Annotated in this window: 16 protein-coding genes; 12 read left to right on the top strand and 4 right to left on the bottom strand. The window is 38.1% G+C overall.

All coding sequences use genetic code 11. The features are described 5' to 3' along the window. Positions 1–69: 69 nt before the first annotated feature. The 4 genes from AC3A54_RS15130 (at position 70) to AC3A54_RS15115 (ending at position 3,401) form a co-directional block, all read left to right on the top strand. Complete coding sequence (locus tag AC3A54_RS15130; protein ID WP_487655060.1) at positions 70–381, top strand: gamma-type small acid-soluble spore protein; 312 nt, start codon at positions 70–72, stop codon at positions 379–381. 182 nt (positions 382–563) lie between these two features. After that, a complete protein-coding gene (locus tag AC3A54_RS15125; protein ID WP_308080763.1) occupies positions 564–821 on the top strand; it encodes a YgaB family protein in 258 nt (85 codons plus the stop codon). Positions 822–1,021: 200 nt separating this feature from the next. After that, positions 1,022–1,552: a nucleoside tri-diphosphate phosphatase gene (gene ntdP, locus AC3A54_RS15120; protein WP_307289779.1), complete on the top strand. Its 531-nt coding sequence runs from the start codon at positions 1,022–1,024 to the stop codon at positions 1,550–1,552. A gap of 79 nt (positions 1,553–1,631) precedes the next feature. Next, the gene (locus tag AC3A54_RS15115) at positions 1,632–3,401 is read left to right on the top strand and encodes an ABC transporter ATP-binding protein (protein ID WP_487655059.1); all 1,770 of its coding nucleotides are present in this window, start codon (positions 1,632–1,634) and stop codon (positions 3,399–3,401) included. A 256-nt stretch (positions 3,402–3,657) separates the two neighbouring features. On the opposite strand, the gene AC3A54_RS15110 is transcribed toward AC3A54_RS15115, so the two are convergent. The 3 genes from AC3A54_RS15110 to AC3A54_RS15100 form a co-directional block, all read right to left on the bottom strand. Further along, a complete protein-coding gene (locus AC3A54_RS15110; protein ID WP_335547384.1) occupies positions 3,658–4,734 on the bottom strand; it encodes an FUSC family protein in 1,077 nt (358 codons plus the stop codon). A gap of 182 nt (positions 4,735–4,916) precedes the next feature. Beyond that, on the bottom strand, positions 4,917–9,386 hold the full coding sequence (locus tag AC3A54_RS15105; protein ID WP_487655058.1) for a glutamate synthase-related protein: 4,470 nt from the start codon (positions 9,384–9,386) through the stop codon (positions 4,917–4,919). Positions 9,387–9,707: 321 nt separating this feature from the next. After that, on the bottom strand, positions 9,708–11,003 hold the full coding sequence (locus tag AC3A54_RS15100; RefSeq protein WP_487655057.1) for a glutamate-1-semialdehyde 2,1-aminomutase: 1,296 nt from the start codon (positions 11,001–11,003) through the stop codon (positions 9,708–9,710). A gap of 174 nt (positions 11,004–11,177) precedes the next feature. Here AC3A54_RS15100 and AC3A54_RS15095 point away from each other — a divergent pair, with 174 nt between their 5' ends. From AC3A54_RS15095 to perR, 7 genes are all read left to right on the top strand, one after another. Beyond that, positions 11,178–12,185, top strand: a complete 1,008-nt coding sequence (locus AC3A54_RS15095; protein ID WP_335545889.1) for an ABC transporter ATP-binding protein — start codon at positions 11,178–11,180, stop codon at positions 12,183–12,185. After that, complete coding sequence (locus AC3A54_RS15090; protein WP_335533289.1) at positions 12,186–12,977, top strand: ABC transporter permease; 792 nt, start codon at positions 12,186–12,188, stop codon at positions 12,975–12,977. A 3-nt stretch (positions 12,978–12,980) separates the two neighbouring features. Then, positions 12,981–13,766: an ABC transporter permease gene (locus AC3A54_RS15085; protein WP_308080756.1), complete on the top strand. Its 786-nt coding sequence runs from the start codon at positions 12,981–12,983 to the stop codon at positions 13,764–13,766. Between the two features lie 103 nt (positions 13,767–13,869). After that, positions 13,870–14,262 (top strand): ion channel, encoded by a 393-nt coding sequence (locus tag AC3A54_RS15080; protein ID WP_335533285.1) that lies wholly within the window; start codon positions 13,870–13,872, stop codon positions 14,260–14,262. An 83-nt stretch (positions 14,263–14,345) separates the two neighbouring features. Next, the gene (gene bcp / locus AC3A54_RS15075) at positions 14,346–14,816 is read left to right on the top strand and encodes a thioredoxin-dependent thiol peroxidase (RefSeq protein ID WP_487655056.1); all 471 of its coding nucleotides are present in this window, start codon (positions 14,346–14,348) and stop codon (positions 14,814–14,816) included. A 227-nt stretch (positions 14,817–15,043) separates the two neighbouring features. Continuing rightward, positions 15,044–15,601 carry a cob(I)yrinic acid a,c-diamide adenosyltransferase gene (locus AC3A54_RS15070; protein ID WP_487655055.1) on the top strand — a complete coding sequence of 186 codons (558 nt, stop codon included), beginning with the start codon at positions 15,044–15,046 and terminating at the stop codon, positions 15,599–15,601. A gap of 102 nt (positions 15,602–15,703) precedes the next feature. After that, entirely contained in the window at positions 15,704–16,141 is a 438-nt protein-coding gene (gene perR / locus AC3A54_RS15065; RefSeq protein WP_308080752.1) for a peroxide-responsive transcriptional repressor PerR, read from the top strand. A 95-nt stretch (positions 16,142–16,236) separates the two neighbouring features. Here the strand turns inward: perR and AC3A54_RS15060 are convergent, their stop codons facing one another. Further along, positions 16,237–16,581 (bottom strand): YgzB family protein, encoded by a 345-nt coding sequence (locus tag AC3A54_RS15060; protein WP_335545898.1) that lies wholly within the window; start codon positions 16,579–16,581, stop codon positions 16,237–16,239. Between the two features lie 149 nt (positions 16,582–16,730). Here AC3A54_RS15060 and AC3A54_RS15055 point away from each other — a divergent pair, with 149 nt between their 5' ends. After that, positions 16,731–17,606 carry a nucleotidyltransferase-like protein gene (locus tag AC3A54_RS15055; protein WP_487655054.1) on the top strand — a complete coding sequence of 292 codons (876 nt, stop codon included), beginning with the start codon at positions 16,731–16,733 and terminating at the stop codon, positions 17,604–17,606. Positions 17,607–17,924: the final 318 nt, after the last annotated feature.

Below are 17,924 nucleotides of genomic sequence, written 5' to 3'. Positions count from 1 at the left end.
TATTTTTAAATAATTTTTTGGATAATCTCCACGATACCGGGATACATTAATCTCGTGGAGGTGATTACAATGGCAAACTTCAATCAACAGCCAAACAAAACTTCAGCTGGAACTAACATCCAGGAAGTTAAACAACAAAACGCTCAATCTGCTCAAGGTTCTGCAGGTGCAGCTGGTCAATTCGGAACTGAATTTGCTAGCGAAACAAACGCTGCTGAAGTAAGACAGCAAAACGCTCAATCTTCTAGAGGTGCATCTGGTGCAGCTGGTCAATTCGGAACTGAATTCGCTAGCGAAACAAATGCTGCTGAAGTAAGACAACAAAATCAACAATCTCAAGCTAAGAAAAACCAAGGCTCTGGCCAATTCGGACAAAGCTAATAGGCTTCAAAGAAAGAAGGCACTCTTTATGCGCAAGAGTGCCTTTTTTCTTTGTTTATATGGTTTTCATGTTTTTCGACAAAACCTCCTTTTTGTCTACAGAAGTAGTCAAAGGAAATAAGGGGTTACTAAAGAATACATAGTAAGTAGGAAGATAGATAAAGTATAAGGCGGTGAGGGAAATGAATCATTTCAACCGATTAGTTTCCGAGCAGATGGTGACTATGGAAAAATTGCTCTATCTTCAAGCAGAGCTTGAGCGTTGTCAACAGATCGAAGATGAACTTCAGACATTGCAGCATGCTACAGACCTTGAGAGCATTCAAACAGACATTCAACTGATGAAAAATGAATTAAAAGAGATTCAGTTAATTTTTGAAAAGCAAACAGAAGAGGTAATAAATTCGTATCGGGAAACGAATTTAGCATCAACATTGTAGAAAAACAATAGAAAAATTGAAAAAAATACGCAAATTTTTACAAAGAGCCATCGAAATATGGCTCTTTTGTTTTAAATTCCGGGCTCAACCGTTATAATAATAATAAATAGGAATTGGACTTTGTTACCTTTTGTCGTTATTTATTTTATTTATGGTTGGAATAGGTTACAAAGCGTTCAGGAATGAAGGTAGGGGAGAATATGGGCGTACCCATCGAAGGTGAACCAATGCAAATACATAGCTATAAGCACAATGGGCACATCCATCGCGTCTGGGAAGAAACAACCGTATTGAAAGGATCTCAGAATTTGGTGATTGGTGGGAATGATCGGACACTTGTAACAGAATCAGATGGAAGAACGTGGATAACCAGAGAACCAGCTATTTGCTATTTCCACTCTCAATACTGGTTTAATGTAATAGGAATGATTCGTGAGGACGGCATTTATTATTACTGTAATATTAGTTCACCATTTATATTTGATGGTGAAGCACTAAAGTATATTGATTATGACCTTGATATCAAGGTGTATCCTGATATGACTTTTAACTTATTAGACGAGGATGAATATGAACGGCATCGTCGCGAGATGAACTATCCGGATGTTATTGATCAGATCCTTAAAAGAAATGTTGAAAAATTAATTCAATGGATAAGACAGCGTCAAGGCCCCTTTGCACCAGATTTTATTGATATTTGGTATGAACGTTACTTAACATATAGACGCTGATCGTGACATTGAGGCTGACCCCTTAGAGTTAGCCTCTTTCGTTTGTTATTTAAACTATGTATGAAAGAGGGACACCCGCTTGAGCAGTATCCGCCGATACCTACAATTTGTTAAACCGTATCGCTTACAAATTATTGGTACGATTATTATTGGTGTAATTAAATTCTCCATACCACTAATTATTCCAATGCTCATTAAATATGTGGTCGACGATATTGTTGGGAATCATGGGCTTTCACAGGATGAAAAGATACATAAACTAATGCTTATAATGGGTATTATGATTGTTGTATTTGTCATCGTTCGCCCACCCATCGAGTATTACCGACAATATTTCGCCCAATGGACATCAAGTAAAATCCTTTATGATATTCGTGACACGATGTATACACATATTCAGAAATTAAGCTTCCGATATTTTTCTAACACTCGGGCTGGCGAAATCATCTCAAGAGTAATTAATGATGTGGAGCAGACGAAAACATTTGTGATCTCCGGATTAATGAATTTATGGCTAGATATTGCCACTATTGTAATTGCTATTATTCTTATGTTTTATATGAACGTAACATTAACCATTGTGTCGGTATTGCTGTTTCCTCTCTATGCCTTTTCAGTCAGGTATTTTTTTGGAAATCTACGCACGCTCACAAGAACGCGTTCACAAGCTTTGGCCGAGGTTCAAAGCTATCTCCATGAGCGTGTTCAAGGTATGCCGGTAATTAAGAGTTTTGCCATTGAAGAGTATGAACAAAAACAATTCGATAAACAAAATAAAAACTTCCTAGAAAAAGCCCTCCAGCATACAAGCTGGAATGCGAAGTCCTTCTCAGCTGTTAATACCATTACCGATATTGCTCCATTAATTGTTATTGGCTATGCCGCTTATTTAGTCATTCAGGGAGAACTATCACTTGGAACAATGGTTGCGTTTTTTGCCTATATAGACAAGCTTTATAGTCCATTAAGAAGGTTAGTTAACTCTTCCACTACAATCACTCAATCATTTGCCTCAATGGATCGAGTATTTGAATTTTTAGATGAAAAATATGACATTATTGATGATCCAAATGCCCGAGAATGCAACCACGTACAAGGGGATATTTCATTTGAACATGTTTACTTCTCTTATGACCAAACGGATGAAATGGTATTAAAAGATATAACCTTACATGTCAAAAAGGGTGAAACAATTGCGTTTGTGGGAATGAGCGGCGGTGGTAAATCAACACTAGTTAGTTTATTTCCACGATTTTACGACGTCACTAAAGGGCGGATTACGCTAGATGGAATAGATATCCGTGATTTTAAAGTGCAAACATTACGGGACAAGATTGGTGTTGTGTTTCAGGATAATATTCTATTCAGTGAATCTGTGAGAGACAATATCCTGTTAGGAAAGCCTGGTGCCTCAGATGAAGAAGTATATCGGGCAGCAAAGGCGGCCAATGCCCATGAGTTTATCTTAAACCTTTCTGATGGCTATAACACAAAGGTGGGGGAACGAGGGGTCAAATTATCTGGGGGTCAAAAACAACGGGTAGCCATTGCTCGGGTATTTCTAAAAAACCCTCCAATATTAATTTTAGATGAGGCTACTTCGGCATTGGATTTAGAAAGTGAGCATTCCATTCAAGAATCATTAGAAGAATTAGCTAAGGATCGGACCACTTTTATTGTTGCTCACAGGTTATCAACCATTACACATGCTAATCGAATTGTTTTAATCGAACATGGTCAAATTGTCGAAGTAGGGACACATGAAGAATTAATGGCTAAGCAAGGCAATTATTTTAAATTATTTCAGGTCCAACAACTTGAACATAAAGAAACCGAAGCAGAGGGCTAATCCGCTTCGGTTTTTTTTATTTAAATTATAAAAAAGTATAAAATTCGACTTCGAGAATTGTCCAGCTCCAGCGCCTAGCCAGTTTTCATCCTGAATATTCTACCATGAGTATCTTGTAACAATCATGGCTTGTTAAAGCGATGATTGTTACAGCTCGGGTCAAATAACCTTCGGCAATAAAAGTCAAAAGACCGACTTTTTTTGCCGAAGAACATTTGCCTGTCGGGGCTGACCAAGGCGCTTGCGCTTTTCTTATTTAACTTTGACTTTCTTCTTCAATGGACAATTCATTGTCATGGTAGGAATGAAAGCTAGTTATTAATGTATCAAGATGTTCAACCTGTTCACTATAATCAATAATTGAGGCAATGATTTGCATTGTATGATAAAGGTGCGAAGAGTTTGGCTCTTTGCTTTCTTGTTGATATGTTAAAAATAAATCAAATAATTCCTTTTTATCTAAACAAATACTACCTTCTGTAATGGAAGGTGGGGTAGGTATTTTGCCAATAAATCGTAGCATAAGTTGTTCATGGTGATAAATGAGACAATCTAACTGTTCCTGAATTGATTGTTGAAACTTTTCAGGGAGGTGTAAAAGTTCATTTTCAAATCTATGCAGCCGCTTCAATGTATCAAGTGATTTTTTTGCTGTTAAAATCATTTGCCGGTATATAACAAGCTTTCGAGATTTTTCTAATGTGTTCTTTTTAAAATAACTTCTTTCTTCTTTGTACATGGAATAAAATTGTCCCATTTGTATCAAGTTCTCTTTCAGTTTCTCGATATCTGTCTTAAGAAGATTATGATCGAAGTCGTGGCGGGTGCTTAAGCGGATCCACCTGATTATTTCTTCTGTCGTGGTAGTGATTTTAAAATAAAGCTTGTTTTCGTATTTTGGGGGCATAAATACAAGATTAACTATAAATGCCGAAAATACACCAATCATAATGGTGGAGAAACGAACTCCAGCAAATTGGATGAAACTTCCACTATGGGTTTCCATTATGGAAATTAACGTGACAAGTGAAAGTCCGATTGTGTTTTCAAGCCTAAGCTTGAGATTTAGAAGAATTACGATAATTGCAGCCAATCCAATAACAATGAAATGATTTCCGAGGAGAAGCACAAATATAACTGCAAGTAATGCACCAATAATATTTCCTTGAATTTGTTCAATAATGGTTAAATAAGAGCGGTAAATAGTCGGTTGAATCGCAAAAATCGCAGCAATTCCAGCAAATACTGGGGAGGGCGAATGCAGCAACTGACTTAAGTATAGGGATAGAACAATAGCAATTCCCGTTTTTAAGATGCGGGCACCTAACTTCATCTAATAAATTCCTTTCAAGAATAAGTTTTATTCTAGTCTGTTCAGACACATTTTAGTACTATACATGGATTAATGAATATAATCAAGAGATATTATATGAAAAACTTATTCAAATTGTGACGAAAAAATGTAACAAAAAAACGTCCGCTTGCTGGAGCGGACGTTTTTGTATGACCTTTGGATCATTCTGTTGATACAGATGGATCTGCTTGTTCTTTAACAGGCAGAATCTGCACAAAGTGATTTTCCGGGTCTGTTAGAAGACTGCGAAGTTGATTTGCTTCGTCTGCCTGACCATTTTGTTCAAGCAAGTCTGTATATTTACCTAAAAGCTCATTAATATCTTGTTTTCCTTTTTCATTTAAGTCAGCAACGGATACTTTTGCACCTTTAGCAATACGTCTTTTAATCGCTTCTTTCGTTAAACCTAATTCAGGTTGGTGTCGGATATAGACGACACCTCCGGTCATACCGGCACAAATCCATGGACCAGGATCACCTAAAACTAAACCACGGCCATTGGTCATGTATTCAAAGGCAAAACCTTTGATATTTGCATTTGAGCCAATATTCCCAGCTTCTTTAGCAGGAATTGGCTTCTTCACAGCACCACCGATGATTAGGTCTGCGCCAGAAAGACGAATTCCTGCACGGGCATCTGCATTACCTTGTGCGACAAGTAATCCTTTTTGAGCTCCGTATCCAAATCCTTTTCCGACAGATCCATTATAATATTGGCCATTTTTCCCTTTTGATTTAAGCACGTGTATATTACCACCAAAGGATGTTTTACCGACACCGTCTTGACCTCCGCCATTAACGGTAATTTCGATTCCTTCACTATTATAGGCACCTAAGCCATTTCCTGGAATGGAACCATTTTTATATTTCAGCTGGACTGGTGGAAGCTGCTTGTAAGAACCATCAAGTCTACCGCGAACACGGTGACAGGACACGCGGCTTCCTAGGACGCGCTGTTCAGATGTTACACTTTCAAACTCTCTTGAAGAATGTAGTTGGTCTACACTTCCATCAAGATACTCTGCACCAACCGCTACTTGCATTTGTACCTCTTCGATAGATTTTGAAGCAGCTGTTTTTGCAAATTGACTGATTTCAAGTGGCTTTAGTAAATAAGAAAGGCTAAGCTGACCTTCACCCTTTACTTGCTCTAATAATTCTGAGCGACCAACAGCATCTTGTAGATTCTTAATACCTAATGATGCGGCAAGATCTTTTAACTCTGTACCAAAGGCTGTAAAGAGATTCATAATTCCTTGAACAGCTAAGTCTAATTGTCTTGGAACGAAACGTCTTAGACCGTGTTCTTTTGCTTGTGCTTCAGACTCGATTTGAGTGGCAATTCCGACGTGACATGTATCTAAATGACAGCCACGGCAAGTCGTACAGCCAATAGAAAGCATAGCTAATGTTCCAAAGCCAACTCGGTTTGCACCAAGGAGCATGATTTTCATTACATCCATAGCACTCTTCATACCGCCATCCGCCCAAATTTCAACTTTATGACGAAGCCCACTTTCAAGCAACGCATTGTGTGCTGCTTTCACACCAATTTCTACTGGTAAGCCTACATGTTGAAGCGCATGGATTCTTGCTGCACCTGTACCGCCATCAAAGCCGCTTAGAGTGATAATATCTGCCCCTGCTTTGGCAATCCCAACAGCGATAGTGCCGATATTTGGAACAACTGGTACTTTGACAGCAATTTTTGCTTGGTCATTTGCTGTCTTTAATTCAAGAATCATTTGTGCTAAATCTTCAATGGAATAAATATCATGGTTATTTGATGGCGAAATCAAGTCTGAACCAAGTGTCGCATTACGAGCTTCTGCTACTTTTGCAGTAACCTTTGAACCAGGTAGATGCCCACCTTCTCCAGGCTTAGCTCCTTGACCAATTTTGATTTCTAAGAGATTAGAAGAGTTTAGAAGCTCTGCATTCACTCCAAATCTACCAGAAGCAACTTGCTGTCCTCTTGTTTTAGGATATTTACCAAGCATATCCTTGATTTCTCCACCCTCACCATTTAGGCTGACCATATTTAAACGGTCTGCACCTTCAGCATAGGCTCTAAATGCTGTTTCGTTCTGTGATCCAAACGACATCGAAGAAATAATAAACGGTAAATCATGGTCGCCAACACGAAGGTCGACTTCTGTTGGTGCCACTGTTTTCGCACCGCTCTTCAGCTGAACTAAATGGCGAATAGTAGTTGGATTTTGTGTTTCCTGCTCGGAAATTTTATCTCTATATACACTATAGTCACCTGTTGCTGCTACTTCCCCAATCGCTTTCCAAATACGAGGGAATAGGTGGAATGTCTTTCCGACTCTTTCTTTTTCATTTTGGTAATCTTCTGCTCTTGAAAAAGCATCTTGCTTCATTGCTTCAAAATCAGTTTCAATTTCCTTAGAGCCAAAGAAGTTGACGATATTTAATACATTGGCGATAGATTCATGTAAGCCAATGCTAGAGAACAGTCTTCCATACCCACGAAGCTCGTGAATCCCAATCGTAGAAATGACTTTTTCTAAGCCCTTTGTTAATGCACCGTAGAGGTTAACTAGTGGTTTAGTAGATTCATCAAGAATGGTTAAGAACATGTAATACGGGCTAATTAAATCTGCTCCCAAACCAAACACTGTAATAATATCATGAAGGGAGCGAATGGCTGCAGAACGAACCAATAAAGAACTATTTCTTCTTAACTCCGCCTTTACAAGCGCTTGGTCGATAGCTGAAGTCACTAAATGTGGATCAATCCAGTAATAGTCTTCTTGGTGTGCTTTTGCATCATCCAAGACAAGAAGCGTTTTTCCAGACTCAACAGCCTTAACCGCTTCATTAGCAAGTCGGATAAGTGCTTGATCAACTGTTTCTTCTTTTTTAAAGGTTGTGGAGATATAGGCAGCTAATTTTTGTTCCTGGAAGTGCTGTATCAATTGATCAAAGCTTGGCTGGCCTAAAGACTCTGCACAGGTAAATCCAGCCTTTCCTTCGACGAGAAGGGGAGTGGCTAATTCTATGACAGTCTCTGTACTTTCATGTGTAAATAAAGTCGGACGTTTTCCAATGATTACACGTGTAGAAAAATGTTCTGTTTCCCTGTCACGGTCAATCGCTGGGTTTGTTACGACTGCCACACTTTCTTTAATATAATCGGCAATATTTACTCTCTCAGGGTTAAGGGCAGCAAGTGGAGCATCATGACCTAGGGAACGAATAGGCTCTACGCCTTTTTCAGCCATTTGCTCGATCAGTTGAATATGATCACGTTCCCAACCAAAAGCCTTATATTGTCCGTTATGGATTTTGTCTGGATAACTCATTGTTACCGTTTTATTTAAAACGGGTGGCTGTAAGCGTAGTCTAGACTCTCTAAGATTTAACCGGTTTGAATAGCGGTTAAACACTTCAGTTTGGAAGCGATTCTGTTCATATACATCTAATTTGTTGCCATTCCATTTAAAACCAACTTTTTCACCCGGTGCCAAAGGCTTTGGCTCATTTACATATTCACTGGAAGGAATAATTCCAGGCTCAGAGGAGAATAGGTACGAGCTTTCTGTTTCAAGCATCCAAAGTGGGCGAAGTCCCAGGGCATCTACGCTAAACACGGCTTCATCAGCATAACGGGAAATAATACCTGCCGGGCCTTGTGCAAAGTGTCCCCATGCCTCTCTTAAATAAGTATATAAATCTTGTAGTTCATTTGAATACGCCTTTATTTCATTGATGATTGGAGGGAATAAAAGATCGATCGCTTCGAATAAGGAATAGCCCTGACGGCAAATTAATGTTTCCATTGTTCGACTTAGATCTTGTGAGTCACTTCCGTCTTTTACAAGTGGAACACCAATCATTTTTGCCTCATCACGAAGTTTAGCGATCGTGTTGATTTCTCCATTATGACCAAGCACACTAAAAGGCTGTACTCGGAAAAAGCTAGATAACGTATTAGTAGAATATCGATTATGTCCAAGAGTCATCGTTGATGCAACGAGTGGATGCGCTAAATCATGGTAGTAGCGAGGGAGGATATCTCCTGCACCCATTACTTTATAGACGACATGATTTTGACTTAAAGATGCTACATGAACTTCGTCGTTCGTTTCAAAATCAATTAGTGTTTCGAAAAGAGCTTTCGTTAATTCCTGCCCTTTTTTATTAGATACACAGGCAAACTGCCAAAACACAGGATTTTCTTGAATGGCAATAGGCCCTAGTGCAGAAGGATCTGTTACTTCATCTGACTCATAAACTAACTCAAACTCATACTTAGCAAGCTTAGCAAGTAATTCCTGTTTAGTAGATTCCCAGTTAACCTTTTGGCTGACAAAAACATGGCCAACTGCGAATTCCTCTTTCTCAACAAGCGACGGATCAAGATCTGCTTGTGATAATTTTTCTTTCCATAGATTGATAGGAATATCGGTATGGATTCCAACCCCGTCACCTTCACCGTTAATAAAGCCGGCGCGGTGATTCATCGTAACAAGGGCTTCAATACAATCGAAAATATTCTTCTTAGTTGGTTGTTTTGATTTTTCAAGACAAGCAACAATACCACAGGCATCATGTTCTTGTTTATGGAATTCTTTAAAAAGGGAAGGGCTCCATTTTTGTGTCATTTTGTAGGGCTTAGCGGGTTGCCCGCTGAAGCCTAGTCACCTCCTATGAAACTTTAAATTAGAGAATATTTTATTATTCGTAGTTTGTAATCGATTTGACACTTTAACGGGGTGTTTGGTTAAAGGATTAAAAATAATAATAATCTTATAGTATCATATGAATTTTCAGAAATCAAATAAATATACAAAACTTTGGATAGAAAAATAAAGTTAAATGGGGAATGGATAAATGAGGAATATATTAGTGTAAACGTTTTCATTTGCTTTTGAAAAATAAAAGGGAGTGATACTCACTCCCTTTTGTGCATAAAATGTGTATATTTATTCGTTGTTTAGTTGAGAAAATGCATTTCTTACTGCATGTAAAGTAGCTTCTACGTCTTCTTCTGTATGAGCGATGGTTAAGAACCATGCTTCATATTTAGATGGAGCTAAGTTAATTCCTTGATGAAGCATGAGTTTGAAAAACTTAGCGAACATTTCTCCGTCGGTGTTCTCCGCTTGTTCATAATTTACTATTGTTTCATTTGTGAAATAAACGGTAAATGCCCCTTTAAGTCTGTTAATCGTAATTTGAATATTAAACTCTTTCGCTGCTTCTAAAATTCCTTCCTCGAGCATAGCACCAAGTCGGTCCAAATATTCGTAAACCCCTTCTTGCTTTAGAACTTCTAGGCAGGCAATTCCTGAAAGAACGGATGCTGGATTACCGGCCATGGTTCCTGCTTGATAGGCTGGCCCTAGCGGAGCAACCTTTTCCATTATTTCCTGCCGTCCGCCATAGGCGCCGATTGGTAGGCCTCCACCGATAATTTTTCCAAGCGCTGTTAAATCCGGCTTAATCCCTAATAAGTCCTGGGCACCACCGTACATAAAACGGAAGGCAGTAATGACTTCATCGTAAATAACCAGTGCGCCTGCTGCATGTGTAAGATCGTTCACTTGTTGAAGGAAGCCAGGCTTTGGTTCAACAATGCCGAAATTCCCGACAATTGGTTCCACTAATACCGCTGCAATTTGATCTCCCCATTTTTGTAAAGCTTCTTTAAATGGTTCGATATCATTAAATGGTATCGTGATCACTTCTTTTGCAATGCTTTTTGGTACTCCCGCAGAATCTGGGGTGCCTAAAGTAGAAGGACCTGATCCAGCAGCAACAAGCACAAGATCGGAATGGCCGTGGTAGCAACCTGCAAACTTAATGATTTTATCTCTCCCTGTGTAAGCCCGGGCAACACGGATTGTAGTCATGACCGCTTCTGTTCCTGAGTTAACGAAACGTACCTTATCTAGAGCAGGCATCGCTTCTTTAATCATTTTGGCGAATTTTACTTCGTGTGGAGTGGGTGTTCCGTAAAGTACGCCACTTTCTGCAGCACGTGTAATGGCTTTTGTGATATGTGGATGAGCATGACCAGTAATAATTGGTCCATAAGCTGCAAGATAATCAATGTATTGATTCCCGTCAACATCCCAAAAATATGCGCCTTGTGCACGTTCCATTACTACCGGTGCACCGCCGCCAACTGCCTTGTATGAACGGGAGGGACTGTTTACACCACCAACAATGTGCTGAATCGCTTCGTTATGTATTGTTTCAGAATTTGTAAATTGCACTATTTTTCCTCCTTCAATTGTATCTACCCTATTTTATCACTTTTTTATTAGTCTATTATCTATTTCAACTTTTAGAAAATTTCGTTTGAATGCAGGTTAGTTGTTTTAACTACTTGATTTGGCTAAACTAATGTTTTAGGAATGCTATAGGAACCATGCTTTGGGAGGTACTGGATGAAGAATATTATAGAAGTACAAAACTTAAGGAAAGAATTTAAATCTTATTCAAGTAGAAGTGGTCTAAAGGGTGCGTTTAGGGATTTGTTCACTAGAAATTATAAGGTGGTTCCTGCCGTTAATGATATCAATTTTTCAGTGGCGCAAGGGGAGATGGTTGGTTACATTGGAGAAAATGGGGCGGGGAAATCTACCACCATTAAAATGCTGACTGGCATATTAACACCTACGTCTGGTGATATCATTGTCAACGGTATGAATCCTCATCGAGAAAGAGAAAAATTTGTCCAAACCATTGGGGTTGTTTTCGGACAACGATCGCAATTGTGGTGGGATATTGCCGTGCAGGAATCGTTCCGTCTTTTGAAAAAGGTATATAAAGTATCAGATGAACAATACGACGATCACATGAATCATGTTATAAAAACCTTGGACATTGAACCACTCTTAGATAAACCGGTTCGTAAATTATCCCTTGGACAACGGATGCGTTGTGAGCTTGCGGCCGCACTTATTCACAATCCTCCTTTATTATTTTTGGATGAACCGACCATTGGTTTAGATGTGCTAGTTAAATTAAGAATCCGTGAATTTTTAAAAGAAATAAATGAGAAATATAATACAACGATTCTGTTAACAACACATGATTTATCAGATATCGAGGCATTATGTGAGCGCGTCATTATGCTTGATGAAGGAAAAGTGATTTATGATGGTGCCCTTAAGAATCTTCAGGAAAAATGGGGCGAGGGGAAGGAACTGCGTTTTCAATTTCTTGAAAAAGTAGACTTAGCTGCTGTTAGAAATCTGACAAAGAGCATGCCTGTAAAGTGGGAATTGGATGAAAAGGACCAAGTTTTTATTGCGGTTGTAGAGGAGAACGACGAACTAATCTCTCAGGTTATTGCTATGGTGGTAGCTGGATTTAAAATAAAGGACATTAAAATTAACGAGACGTCCACAGAAGAGATTATTCGAAATATATATGAGAAGGGTGCTGTGTAAGTGGATAAGTACCTAGAAATGATCAGAATCCGCTTTTTAATGATGCTCGCTTACCGGACTAATTATTACACGGGGATTCTAATTTATAGTATCAACATTGGAGCCTATTACTTCTTATGGAATGCGATCTATGGGTCAAAAGAACAGATTGTCGGTCTTTCCGTTATTCAAATGACCACCTATGTCGCTGTTTCCTGGATGGCGCGTGCGTTTTATTTTAATAATCTGGACCGTGAAATGGCGTTAGAAATAATGGAAGGTAAAGTAGCAATCGAGTTAATCCGCCCCTACAATTATCTGACGATGAAAACAATGCAAGGACTTGGAGAAGGGATCTTTAGGTTATTTTTCTTTTCAGCACCTGGTATGATTATTGTTTATTTCATTTTCCCAATTCAATTTACTTGGGAACCTAGTGTGTGGGGATTGTTTGGTCTATCCATTTTATTAAGCTTTTTTATCAATACAGAGTTGAATTTATTAACAGGGATAACCACTTTCTTCTTATATAATAACTCTGGTCTGATCCGGGCGAAACGAGTGGTTATTGATTTGTTCTCAGGACTTCTTTTGCCCATTAGCTTCTTTCCAGGCTGGGCTCAAGATATCATGAAATTTCTTCCCTTCCAAGGGATCAGCTACTTTCCAAGTATGATTTTGACAAAAGGTTTCTCACACCAGCAAGCAATCGATGCAATTTTGCAGCAATTTGTTTGGGTTATTGTATTAATCGTGCCTATTCAAATTCTGTGGTACTTGGCGAGGAAACAGTTGATTATTCAGGGGGGATAAGGGTTGTTTTATTTATCTATGTTTTTTCAATACACATCGCAGTACATAAAAACCAGATTTCAATATCGGGCAGATTTATTTGTAGAATTCTTTTCAGATTTACTGTCCCAGGCGATTAATCTTGTTTTTATATTAGTAGTTTTTGGTCATACGAGTTTACTTAATGGCTGGAGCAGAGATGAAATTATCTTTATTTATGGTTTTTTTCTAGTACCTTCTGCCGTGTTCTCTGCCTTTTTTAATATATGGGATTTTAACGAACGATATATTGTAAAGGGGGAGCTTGACCGAATACTCACAAGACCCATTCATAGTCTCTTTCAGATTATTCTTGAGCGAATTGAACTGGAGTCCTTGTTAGGAGCCGTAACGGGACTTGCTGTCATGTTCTACGCCGGAAGTCGATTAGGCCTTGAATTGCATTGGTATGACCCGTTTTTATTTGTCATTTTTGTTATTGGCGGTGCACTCGTCTATGGCGGGGTTTTCATCATGATTGCTTGCATTAGTTTTTGGGCGGATGCAAGAACCTCCCTTATGCCGATGATGTACAATATTAGCAGTTATGGAAGATATCCAGTTAACATCTATAATAAGTTAATTCGCTTTGTATTAACCTGGGTCATCCCGTTTGCTTTTGTTGGTGTGTATCCTGCTGCCTTTTTTCTTGGGAAAAAGGAATGGCTTTGGTACTCCTTTTTAACGCCAGTCATTGGTGTTGTCTTTTTTATACTTTCTATCCTTCTTTGGAATCAGGGGGTAAAGAAGTATAGGGGAGCAGGGAATTAAGGAATTTATGCAAAATCAGGCTTTTGCCTGGTTTTTTGCTATTTTATTGACCAAGCCCGCATAGGAATAGAATAACTCTCATGGATTGTAGGGGTGGTCAAACATGTTTTATTTCTTACTTCCGATTGTCATCTTTTGTATCTTTATGAGTTTGCGAACATTATTTATTCCTAATACTCTAAGTGGGAAGTTTGCATCTGTTCAAAACTTCCTTTATCTAGGCTCGGTCTACTTAACCGTTATTATTGGATTTGGATTGATTTATCTTTTGTTTTACTTAATTGGTTTGCCGCTACTGAAGGAAGTAAATCAAGATTCTCAAAATAATATCTTTGAGACCAGTTTTTATTTTAGCGCAATGACTCTTTTTTCTGTTGGAAATGGGGATGTCCTCCCTAATGGAGTAGGGAGAATTATTGCTGTAATCGAAGCATTAATTGGATATACGCTTCCAGCTGCATTTGTCGCAAAAGTGATGTTAGATAGGGAAAAGTAGATCGCATCGGTGAATTATTTGTATTATCAGGAAAGATTCGTTACGCTATAGATAAGGAATATTTTACAATTGGAGTGATTAGAATGACAGTTGAAACGGGGAAACAAGCCCCTGAATTTGAGCTTGAAGCCAGCAATGGTGAGGTAGTTAAGCTTTCGGATTTTCTCGGAAAAAATGTTGTCCTTTATTTTTACCCTAAAGATATGACCCCTGGGTGTACAACAGAAGCATGTGATTTTAGAGATCAGATTGAAAAGTTTAATGACTTGAATGCTGTAATCTTAGGTGTGAGTCCAGATCCAACTTCTCGTCATCAAAAGTTTATTGAAAAATACGGATTGCCATTTCTACTTTTAGCTGATATCGATCATCAAGTTGCTGAAGCGTACGATGTATGGAAATTAAAGAAAAATTTCGGCAAGGAGTATATGGGGATTGAAAGATCTACCTTTATAATCAATAAGGATGGTCAACTCGTTAAAGAATGGCGAAAGGTTCAAGTAAAAGGTCATGTAGAAGAAGCGTTAACATACATACGTGAACACCTTAGCTAATGAAAGTTTTCTAGCCTATTTTCTTTAGAAGAGGCTTTTGTCCAATGCAAGAAGGGTGATTTTGAATATCATTTTATTAGGGCATACCTCCTCAGATAAATTTTGGGTCCATAGTGACCCTTTTTTTTATGTCTAAAAAACGATACTATCATAATGTCTGATATCATGGGAATATATGTGTATAAAACTGAAGCTAACATTATCAATACATAGGGGAGGAAAAGAGTATGAAGATCTATACAAAAACAGGTGATAAAGGGACAACATCTCTTATTTATGGTCAACGGGTATCGAAGAATGATGCGAGGGTTGAAGCGTACGGAACATGTGATGAAACAAATTCAATGATTGGTCTGGCCCTTAGTCATTTAAACAATGAAAATTTTCAAGAGAAAGAAATAATAGAAAATGTATATCATAAAATACAAACAAATCTTTTTCATGTGGGGGCTGAGCTGGCAACTCCGAAAGGTAAAGAAGTTAAATGGTCACTCACTTCTCTTGATGTGGAGGAAATGGAAAAGCAGATTGATGAATGGAATAGCTCGTTATCCGAATTAACCAATTTTATCCTGCCGGGAGGCCATCCTGCAGCAGCGGCTTTTCATGTAGCCCGGACAATGGCAAGAAGGGCTGAAAGGTGTGCGGTTTCGTTAGGTGAGGAAGTAAATCCGCTTGTATTAGCCTATTTAAACCGACTTTCAGACTTATTATTTATTACCGCTCGCTATGTAAATAACCGGTTAGGGGCAGCGGAACAAACCTTGCATGAAAAAAGTAAATAATCATTGGGGTTTGTGAGGTTGCAATATTGACAAAAGTATAAATATGTTAGTAAAATTAATTATAACAATTATAATCTAAGAATATTTTTGGAAAAGAGGTGCATGGCGATGAATCAGTTAAAAGAAGCGTTGGATACCTTAAAGGAAACTGGGGTGCGGATTACTCCACAACGTCATGCGATACTTGAATATTTAATAAGCTCGATGTCACATCCTACTGCTGATGATATTTATAAAGCATTAGAAGGAAAATTCCCTAACATGAGTGTGGCAACAGTTTACAATAATTTACGAGTATTTCGTGAAGTCGGTCTTGTTAAGGAATTAACCTATGGTGATGCATCAAGTCGTTTTGACTTTGTTACGTCACATCACTATCATGTAATTTGTGAGCAATGCGGAAAAATAGTTGATTTCCATTACCCGGGACTTGATGAAGTAGAGCATCTTGCCTCACATGTAACAGGATTTAAAGTGGAGAACCACCGAATGGAGATTTACGGCTCTTGTCCTGAATGCGCAAGTAAAGAAGTCCATTAACTTTAGAATACGGGCTCTTTTTTACAATAAAAAAGAGGATGCCTGAACCTTTACGGCTTGTAAGCTGTTAGGTCTCAGTCATCCTCTATTTATTTTTATTGCTTTTTATTATAGTTCTCATCGAACTCTTCGCCTTCAAGTTTAGAATCGAGGGTTAAAGGTTCCCGACAATACATACACATATCCACTCTGCCTAGCATTTTCGTATGTTTCCCGCAGCTAGGGCATTTGACCTGGATGGATTTTGTTGATAACATCCCAATCCAAAAATAAACGACAGTGCTTGCGATAATAAAAATTAGACCTAAAAGCATAAAGATGGTCATAATAACTGGTGAGGTACGAAAATAAATACCTCCATACATAACAATAAAGCCAATAAAAATTAATGATAGTGCAAAGCTGCGAATTTTATTTATTTTACTCGAGTATTTAGCCATGTTACTCCCTCCTAGAGAAACTATATCATATTTGTCTATGGAGAAAAAAGGTTACGCAGAAGAATGTCGAAATTTGTCTTTGAAGAAAGAAGGAAATCTGTTTTCACTGTCGAAGCTATATATACCCGAAAAAATTGGAGGAATGATGAATGGAAGACATCCTTCGGCCTATTTACCAAGAAAGGGCGAGCCAATCAAATACCCTTGGAGTTTTGTTGATTGAAAAAAAACAAAAATTAAGTCATATTACTGATTCCTTTGATGTCATATTACTAGTGGTTGTTAAAGAGGCAGAACGGCCTGTCTTTATAAAGCATTATACGTATGACAATAAAAAGGCAGCGATGCACATCATTACAGAAGAGCAACTGCAGGAATGGCTCTTACTTGGTACTAATCGAAAAATTTTTGAATGGCTCCATGATGCGAAAATTCTCTTTGATCGTAATGAATATGTAGCCAATCTAAAGACAGAACTACGAGAGTTCCCTTTTAATGGACGGAAAATTAAGATGGGATTAGAGTTTGCCAAGTTGATTCGTCGCTACGTTGATGGAAAAGCGTTATTTGAAAGTAAACAATTTTTGGATGCGTATAATCATGTGGTTCACTCCTTGCATCATCTAGCGAGGTTAGCGGTAATAGAAAATGGTCTACATCCAGAATTGACTGTGTGGCACCAAGTGAAACAAATTGATCCTGAAATATATAAATTATATGAAGAACTGGTTAACAGTGAAGAAACACTAGAGAAACGATTAGAGCTTTTATTCTTGGCAAGTGAATTTATGATTCATTCAAGAACCTCGATTTGTAGTGTTCATTTATTAGAGGTACTTAGCAGTAAGGAACATTGGTTATTTAATGAGATCATGAACGAAAAAGAATTAATACCTTATTCTGTGGATTTAGTGGTCATGCTTGAGTATTTAATTGAGAAACATTTAATAGATATCGTGAATATTGAAACCAAGGGTCATGGGGTTTATCACCGTTGTTATCAGGTGGCAAAAAAATTATCGTGAAAAAACATTAATTCCTATTGACCTTTTGTTTATTACTTGGTATATTAATAACCGTCGCTGCGAAACGATTAATTAAAGCTTTCGCCGGTGACGGTTTTTCTTTTAAAAAGATGTTGACATCGTAAATAACTTTATGTTATATTAATAAAGTCGCTTACGAGCGATATCGAAGATTGTTCTTTGAAAACTAAACAAACAAAAACGTCAACAAACAAAAATATTTCGTTTCTTTATTGAAACGAAGCCAACGTAACAAAATGAGCTAATCAACTTTCTTGGAGAGTTTGATCCTGGCTCAGGACGAACGCTGGCGGCGTG

It is taken from the genome of Neobacillus sp. Soil_C_43 (assembly GCF_057656715.1).
Note: the sequence above shows the minus strand (reverse complement) of the source record. Positions and strands in the feature narration are given on the sequence as shown.

Bases quoted from the DNA above. Each gene is read 5' to 3' on its own strand.
- AC3A54_RS15055 (WP_487655054.1), top strand. From the start codon at position 16,731: ATGGAAGACATCCTTCGGCCTATTTACCAAGAAAGGGCGAGCCAATCA.
- AC3A54_RS15125 (WP_308080763.1), top strand. From the start codon at position 564: ATGAATCATTTCAACCGATTAGTTTCCGAGCAGATGGTGACTATGGAA.
- AC3A54_RS15060 (WP_335545898.1), bottom strand. From the start codon at position 16,581: ATGGCTAAATACTCGAGTAAAATAAATAAAATTCGCAGCTTTGCACTA.
- perR (WP_308080752.1), top strand. From the start codon at position 15,704: ATGGCGATGAATCAGTTAAAAGAAGCGTTGGATACCTTAAAGGAAACT.
- AC3A54_RS15110 (WP_335547384.1), bottom strand. From the start codon at position 4,734: ATGAAGTTAGGTGCCCGCATCTTAAAAACGGGAATTGCTATTGTTCTA.
- AC3A54_RS15130 (WP_487655060.1), top strand. From the start codon at position 70: ATGGCAAACTTCAATCAACAGCCAAACAAAACTTCAGCTGGAACTAAC.
- AC3A54_RS15080 (WP_335533285.1), top strand. From the start codon at position 13,870: ATGTTTTATTTCTTACTTCCGATTGTCATCTTTTGTATCTTTATGAGT.
- AC3A54_RS15070 (WP_487655055.1), top strand. From the start codon at position 15,044: ATGAAGATCTATACAAAAACAGGTGATAAAGGGACAACATCTCTTATT.
- ntdP (WP_307289779.1), top strand. From the start codon at position 1,022: ATGGGCGTACCCATCGAAGGTGAACCAATGCAAATACATAGCTATAAG.
- AC3A54_RS15105 (WP_487655058.1), bottom strand. From the start codon at position 9,386: ATGACACAAAAATGGAGCCCTTCCCTTTTTAAAGAATTCCATAAACAA.
- AC3A54_RS15095 (WP_335545889.1), top strand. From the start codon at position 11,178: ATGAAGAATATTATAGAAGTACAAAACTTAAGGAAAGAATTTAAATCT.
- bcp (WP_487655056.1), top strand. From the start codon at position 14,346: ATGACAGTTGAAACGGGGAAACAAGCCCCTGAATTTGAGCTTGAAGCC.